The following is a 6,592-nucleotide window of genomic DNA, read 5'->3' as shown; positions in this document are numbered from 1 at the left end:
AGGATCTGGTGGCCGACATCGTCTATCAGATCGGCGCCCTGCACGGGCTGGCGCAGGCGGCCGGCTCCGCGGTCTCCTACGTCAAACCCCATGGGGCGCTGTACAACACGATCGTGACCAACCGCGAACAGGCAGCCGCGGTCGCAGAAGCGGTGCGAACGGTCGACGCCGGACTGCCGGTGCTGGGCCTGGGCGACTCGGTCTTCTTCGAGGAATCCCGCCAGCGCGGGCTACGTACCGTCCCCGAGGCGTTCGCCGATCGCGCCTATCGGCCGAATGGCGAGCTGGTGTCGCGGCGCGAACCCGACGCGGTGTTGAGTGATCCGGCCGCGATCGCCGACCGCGTGCTGAGAATGGTAGTCGATGGAGCCGTGACCGCGGTCGACGGATCGACGGTCGCAGTGCACGTGGAATCGATTTGTGTGCACGGTGATTCACCCGGCGCGGTGCAGATCGCATCGGCCGTCGCGGACCGGCTGAAAACCGCCGGCATCGAGTTGAAGGCGTTCTGCTGATGCGGCTGCGAACCGGGCGGCCGGATCTCGCGAGACACTCGCACCGCTTCAGCGTGCCGGTCGCCGGCCCCGATGCAGCGCTGACGGTGACGTGGCTGGGAGTCACGACGCTGCTGATCGACGACGGGACCTCGGCCGTGATGACCGACGGTTTCTTCTCCCGGCCCGGTCTGGGCCGGGTCGGGATGGGCAAGGTCGCGCCGTCGCCCGCCCGGGTCGACGGATGCCTGGCACGCGCCGGTGTCACGAAGTTGGCGGCGGTCGTCCCGGTGCACACGCATTTCGACCACGCGCTGGATTCCGCGCTGGTCGCTGACCGAACCGGGGCGCAACTGGTCGGCGGCGAGTCTGCGGCCAATGTCGGCCGCGGCCATGGACTTACCGCAGACCGCCTGGTGATCGCGGACTCGGGCACACCAATTCGGTTGGGCGCCTTCGATATAACGCTGGTCGAATCCCGTCATAGCCCACCTGACCGGTTTCCGGGCACGATCGATGAGCCGGTGGTGCCGCCAGTGCGGGCGTCGGCTTACCGATGCGGCGAGGCCTGGTCGGCGTTGGTGCATCACCGGTCGTCGGATCGACGGCTGCTGATTCAGGGCAGCGCCGGGTTCGTGAAGGGTTCGCTGACCGGCCGCCAAGCCGAGGTGGTCTATCTCGGCGTGGGACTGCTCGGCGTGCAACCGGAATCGTATGTCGTCGACTACTGGACGGAGACAGTGCGAGCCGTGGGTGCGCGCCGCGTGGTCCTGGTGCACTGGGACGATTTCTTCCGCCCGTTGTCGAAACCGTTGCGCGCCTTGCCCTATGTCGCCGACGACCTGGACGTGTCGGTGCGCGTCCTGAGCAGGCTGGCTGAGCAGGACGGTGTCGCGCTGCACATGCCGACGGTCTGGCAACGCGAAGACCCGTGGGCCTGAGTTTGACGCTCATTCTTGCGCTCCTGTCGCTGGCGGCTGTCCTCGCGTTCGCCGTTGCCCGTCCACGGGGCTGGCCGGAGGCGTTCGCCGCCGTGCCAGCGGTGGTGCTGCTGATCGCCGTCGGCGCGATCTCGATGCACGATGCGATCACCGAAGCTGCCCGGCTGTCGCACGTCGTCGCATTCCTGGGCGCGGTGCTGGTGCTGGCCAAGATGTGCGACGACGAGGGTCTGTTCGAGGCTGCCGGGGCGGCGATGGCGCGCGGCCGCGTTGGTTCGCGACGCCTGCTGCGGCAGGTGTTCGTCATCGCCGCCGTGATCACCGCGGCGTTGAGCCTCGACGCGACGGTGGTACTGCTGACCCCCGTTGTGCTGACCACGGTTCGGCGACTGCGGGCGCCGGTCCGCCCGCACGCCTATGCGACTGCGCACCTGGCCAATGCCGCATCGCTGCTGCTGCCGGTGTCGAATTTGACCAACCTGCTTGCCTTTCACGCCGCAAACGTGTCGTTCGTCAGGTTCACCGCGCTGATGACGCTGCCCTGGCTGGCCGCGGTGGGCACCGTCTACGTCGTTTTCCGGGTGTTCTTCCGCCGTGACCTCAGCGTGCAACCCGATCCGCAGCAGGACGAGCCCGCGCCCCCGACACCGGTGTTCGCGTTGGTGGTCGTCGCGCTGACGCTGATCGGCTTCGTGGTCGCCGAGGCGGCGGGGGTGGCGCCGGCCTGGGCCGCGCTCGCCGGGGCCACGGTGATGGCGGTACGCAGCCTGGCCCGCGGGCACACCTCGGCGGCGGATGTCGTGCGCGCGGCGAACGTACCGTTTCTGGTGTTCGTGCTCGCGTTAGGCGTTGTCGTGCAGGCGGTTATGCAAAACGGTGTGTCCGCCCGGATGGGCGCGCTGTTGCCCTCTGGGTCAGGGCTGCTCGCGCTGTTGGGATTCGCGGCGCTTGCGGCCGTGCTGGCCAACATCGTCAACAACCTGCCCGCAACGCTGGTGCTGGTGCCGCTGGTGGCGCCGATCGGCCCGGCCGCGGTGCTGGCCGTGTTGATCGGGGTGAACATCGGCCCGAATCTGACCTACGTCGGGTCGTTGTCGAACCTATTGTGGCGCAGCGTCTTACGTCGATACGAAATATCCGCCAGCGTCGGCGAATACACCCGCCTCGGATTGTTCACGGTGCCCACGTCCCTGGTCGCCGCCGTGCTGGCGTTATGGGCCGCGGTGCGGGTGCTGGGCGTCTAGCTCGCGTAGGCCGGACCCTGCGGCAGCAGATGCCGCCGAACGAGTTTGCGCCACCGTCGTTGCCGGTAGCGGTATACACCGACAGTCGGTTCTCTCACCGATCCGCGAACCCGCGTAACGGGATCGCGGCTTCGGCCACAACGTAACCAAGTGCGCCGGCCAGCGCAGCGAATTTGACCAGGGCCGCGGCCCGCGCGAGCCGCGCATTGCTATCGACGTTCTTGCGGTCGAGCACCTTGAGCAGCGCGACCCCTTCGACTGCGTCGCCTGCCACGGCCACCACCGCGACGGAGGTCAGCGATCGCGGATGCCCGCGACGCCGACGAGCGCGCTCGATCAGCAGCGCCGTGAGGGCGCCATAAGTCGTCATGTAGCCGAAGTCGAGCCACGTCGAGATACGCGCTGCCCGCTCGCCGTCGCGCCCCCACTGAGCCATGATCTGTTCGGCGCGAAAACCGCTTCCGGCCAACTCAAATGGGATGATCCCCGGGCCGCCGGTCGCTCGCATACGGCGTTCCAGGATGGACATGACCGCCGTGTAGCCGACAAAGGTGCCGGTGGCGGCGAGGATCTTACGGTCGCGCGGCAGATAGCTGGCCATCGCTCGGCTAGCTCCGCCGCTGACGGGCGATTTCGGCCAGCACGACCCCGGCGGCCACCGAGGCGTTCAACGATTCGGCAGGACCCGACATCGGAATCGACACCACCGCATCGCAGCTCTGGCGGACCAGACGGGACAACCCCTTACCTTCCGATCCGACCACCACTACGATCGGACCGGCGCCGTCCACGTCGTCGACGACCGTGTCGCCGTCGGCGTCGAGTCCGACCAGCTGCAGGCCTCGATCAGCCCACTCCTTAAGTGTCCGATTGAGATTCGTGGCGCGCGCGACCGGGATCCGGGCCGCCGCGCCGGCACTGGTGCGCCACGCGACTGCCGTCACCGACGCAGATCGCCGCTCCGGAATGAGCACGCCGTGGCCGCCAAATGCCGCGACCGAGCGGACGATTGCGCCCAGGTTTCGCGGGTCGGAGATGTTGTCGAGCGCGACCAGCAGGGCCGGCGGGGTGGCGATAGCGGTCTTGAGCAACTCGTCGGGATGCAGGTAGTTGTACGGCGGCACCTGCAGCGCGATGCCCTGGTGCATACCGTTGGTGGTCATCCGATCCAGATCAGTACGTGGCACTTCGAGGATCGCGATGCCGGAATCGGCTGCCAGCGTCACGGATTCGGTGAGTCGCTCGTCGGCCTGGGTGCCGAGCGCTACGTACAGCGCGGTGGCCGGAACCCCGGCGCGCAGGCATTCCACTACCGGGTTGCGCCCCAGTACGGTCTCGAAACCGTCGTCTTTGCGTTTGGGGGGCCGGCGCGCCTGTGCCTTGGCCCGCTTGGCGGCCGGATGGTTCGGCCGCATGTGCGCGGGCGGAGTAGCTCCGCGGCCCTCCAGCCCGCGCCGTCGCTGCCCGCCGGAGCCGACGGTTGGGCCTTTCTTGGACGTCTTGCGTATCGCGCCGCGGCGCTGCGAGTTACCGGCCATCGGTTTCCAGTGACCACTGGGGGCCATCGCCGGTGTCGGTGACCTCGATATGGGCGTCCTTGAGCCGGTCCCGGATCTCGTCGGCGAGCTTCCAGTCGCGCTGCACCCGGGCCTGTTCGCGGCGCTCCAACTCGGCGCGTACCAGCACGTCTACCGCACCCAGCGCGGCCGACGTCTCGTCGCGCGACTCCCAGCGCTCGTCGAGCGGGTCGCAGCCGAGAATGCCCATCATCGCCCGGATCTCGGCGGCGTGCGCCAGTGCGGCGTCGTGGTCGCCCGCGTCGAGCGCGCGGTTGCCCTCCGCGCGGGTGCGGTGCACCTCGGCCAGCGCCGCCGGTACCGCGAGGTCGTCGTTGAGGGCGGCGGCGAACCGCGGCGTCCACCGACTGGGTTCGACCGCACCGACCCGGGTGCGCACCCGATGCAGGAATTCCTCGATGCCCACGTAGGCGTTGACCGCATCTTGCAGCGCCGTCTCGGAGAATTCCAGCATCGAGCGGTAGTGGGCGCTGCCAAGGTAGTACCGCAACTCTGCGGCGCGGACGCGCTGCAGCATCGCCGGGATCGACAGCACGTTGCCCAGCGACTTGCTCATCTTCTCGCCGCCCATGGTGACCCAGCCGTTGTGCAGCCAGTACCGGGCGAACTTATCGCCGACCGCATGGCTCTGCGCAATCTCGTTCTCGTGGTGCGGGAAGACCAAATCCATTCCCCCGCAATGGATGTCGAATTCCGCACCGAGATACTCATGGGCCATTGCAACGCATTCGGTGTGCCAACCGGGCCGTCCCCGTCCCCACGGCGTAGGCCACGACGGCTCGCCGGGTTTGGCGCCTTTCCACAGCGTGAAGTCCCGCTGATCTCGCTTACCCGTCGCGACTCCCTCGCCCTGATGCACGTCATCGATCCGGTGCCCGGACAGTTGGCCGTACTCGGGGTAACTCAACACGTCGAAGTAGACGTCACCGCAACCTTCGTAGGCGTTGCCCGATTCGATCAGCCGCTCGATCAGCTCGACCATTTGGGTGATGTGGCCGGTCGCCCGCGGCTCGGCAGACGGCGGCAGGACGCCGAGCGCGTCGTAGGCGGCCGAGAATGCGCGCTCGTAGGTGGCCGCCCATTCCCACCAGGGCCGGCCGGCAGCGGCGGCCTTGTTGAGGATTTTGTCGTCGATGTCGGTGACGTTGCGGATGAACGCGACGTCGCAGCCCCGCGCGGCGAGCCAGCGGCGCAGGATGTCGAACGCGACCCCGCTGCGCACATGGCCGATGTGCGGCAGTCCCTGCACGGTGGCGCCGCACAAATAAATGGAGACGTGCCCGGGCCGCATCGGCACGAACTCACGCACGGCACCTGTCGCCGTGTCGTGTAGCCGCAGGTCGGCGCTATCGGTCACGACGTGCCAGCTTACCGGGCCGGATATGTAATCGATGACCACTGCACCGTCGCCGAGCCGATTGCGCCGACAAAGCCCGCCGGATACGGCACGAGCGTCTACCAGCAAGGAAAACGATCACCGCGATGCGAAAGATCGGCCGGCCCTGCAGCGGCTAGCGCGGGGTGTCGTCGACCACGACCAGCAAAGCCGTTGCGATTGCCGCCCGGCCCTCGCCGCGCCCGGTCAGACCCAGCCCGTCGGTGGTGGTTGCCGACACCGACACCGGCGCATCCAGCACTTCGGCCAGCGCCGTCTGCGCCTCTATCCGACGCGGCCCGACCCTGGGACGGTTGCCGATCACCTGTACTGCCGCGTTGCCGACGCGGTAGCCGTGCTGCGCGATCAGATCCGCGACGTGGCGCAGCATCGTCATACCGCTGACACCGGCCCACCGCGGGTCGTCGACGCCGAACACATCGCCGATATCGCCCAAACCGGCCGCCGACAGCAGCGCGTCGCAGAGCGCGTGCACGGCCACGTCGCCGTCGGAGTGTCCCGCGCAGCCGTCGACATCGGGAAAAAGCAGGCCAAGCAACCAGCACGGCCGGCCGGATTCTATGCCGTGCACATCGGTGCCCACACCGACTCGCGCGTTCACTGATTCACGATCGCTTGGGCTAAAAGCAGGTCGAGGCGGGTGGTGATCTTGAATGCCAACGGATCGCCGTCGACCACTTGCACCTGGCCGCCGACGTGCTCGACCAGCGAGGCGTCGTCGGTGAAATCGGCCGTTCCGGCCTGCTGGTATGCGCGCAGCAACAGTTCGGTGGCAAAACCCTGTGGGGTTTGTACGGCGCGCAGACCGGCCCGCTCCGGGGTCCCGAGGACCGCGCCGTTGGCATCGACGGCCTTGATGGTGTCGGAAAGCGGCAGCACGGGCACGACAGCCTGATGGCCGGCCCGCAACGCTTCGACGACCCGCACCACCAACTCGGGC

8 protein-coding genes are annotated in these 6,592 nt (G+C 68.2%); 3 read left to right on the top strand and 5 right to left on the bottom strand.

The window, feature by feature from the left end:
• The 3 genes from VN856_RS08715 to VN856_RS08705 form a co-directional block, all read left to right on the top strand.
• Nucleotides 1-515, top strand: a 515-nt coding sequence (locus VN856_RS08715) for a LamB/YcsF family protein (protein ID WP_325688047.1), incomplete at its 5' end; no start/stop codon positions are given.
• Complete coding sequence (locus tag VN856_RS08710; protein WP_325688045.1) at nucleotides 515-1,435, top strand: MBL fold metallo-hydrolase; 921 nt, start codon at nucleotides 515-517, stop codon at nucleotides 1,433-1,435. The genes VN856_RS08715 and VN856_RS08710, both read left to right, overlap by 1 nt.
• 2 nt (nucleotides 1,436-1,437) lie before the next feature.
• The gene (locus VN856_RS08705) at nucleotides 1,438-2,679 is read left to right on the top strand and encodes an SLC13 family permease (protein ID WP_325688049.1); all 1,242 of its coding nucleotides are present in this window, start codon (nucleotides 1,438-1,440) and stop codon (nucleotides 2,677-2,679) included.
• Nucleotides 2,680-2,773: 94 nt separating this feature from the next.
• Here VN856_RS08705 and VN856_RS08700 read toward each other — a convergent pair whose 3' ends face one another.
• The 5 genes from VN856_RS08700 to VN856_RS08680 all read right to left on the bottom strand — a co-directional run.
• Nucleotides 2,774-3,280, bottom strand: coding sequence for a hypothetical protein (locus VN856_RS08700; RefSeq protein ID WP_325688043.1), 507 nt, complete (start codon nucleotides 3,278-3,280; stop codon nucleotides 2,774-2,776).
• Nucleotides 3,281-3,287: 7 nt separating this feature from the next.
• Nucleotides 3,288-4,217 (bottom strand): 23S rRNA (guanosine(2251)-2'-O)-methyltransferase RlmB, encoded by a 930-nt coding sequence (gene rlmB, locus VN856_RS08695; RefSeq protein ID WP_325688041.1) that lies wholly within the window; start codon nucleotides 4,215-4,217, stop codon nucleotides 3,288-3,290.
• Nucleotides 4,207-5,613, bottom strand: coding sequence for a cysteine--tRNA ligase (cysS, locus tag VN856_RS08690; protein WP_325688039.1), 1,407 nt, complete (start codon nucleotides 5,611-5,613; stop codon nucleotides 4,207-4,209). The genes rlmB and cysS overlap by 11 nt, the downstream gene beginning before the upstream one ends.
• A gap of 154 nt (nucleotides 5,614-5,767) precedes the next feature.
• Entirely contained in the window at nucleotides 5,768-6,253 is a 486-nt protein-coding gene (ispF, locus tag VN856_RS08685) for a 2-C-methyl-D-erythritol 2,4-cyclodiphosphate synthase (protein ID WP_325688037.1), read from the bottom strand.
• The coding region (locus VN856_RS08680) for an IspD/TarI family cytidylyltransferase (RefSeq protein ID WP_325688035.1) at nucleotides 6,250-6,592 on the bottom strand (343 nt) is incomplete at its 5' end. The genes VN856_RS08680 and ispF, both read right to left, overlap by 4 nt.

The organism is Mycobacterium sp. (genome assembly GCF_035603715.1).
Lineage (GTDB): Bacteria > Actinomycetota > Actinomycetes > Mycobacteriales > Mycobacteriaceae > Mycobacterium.
This window is presented reverse-complemented; position numbering and strand designations above follow the sequence as displayed.

Excerpts from the sequence above, each read along its gene's own strand:
- VN856_RS08710 (WP_325688045.1), top strand. The coding sequence starts at position 515 with ATGCGGCTGCGAACCGGGCGGCCGGATCTCGCGAGACACTCGCACCGC.
- VN856_RS08700 (WP_325688043.1), bottom strand. The coding sequence starts at position 3,280 with ATGGCCAGCTATCTGCCGCGCGACCGTAAGATCCTCGCCGCCACCGGC.
- rlmB (WP_325688041.1), bottom strand. The coding sequence starts at position 4,217 with ATGGCCGGTAACTCGCAGCGCCGCGGCGCGATACGCAAGACGTCCAAG.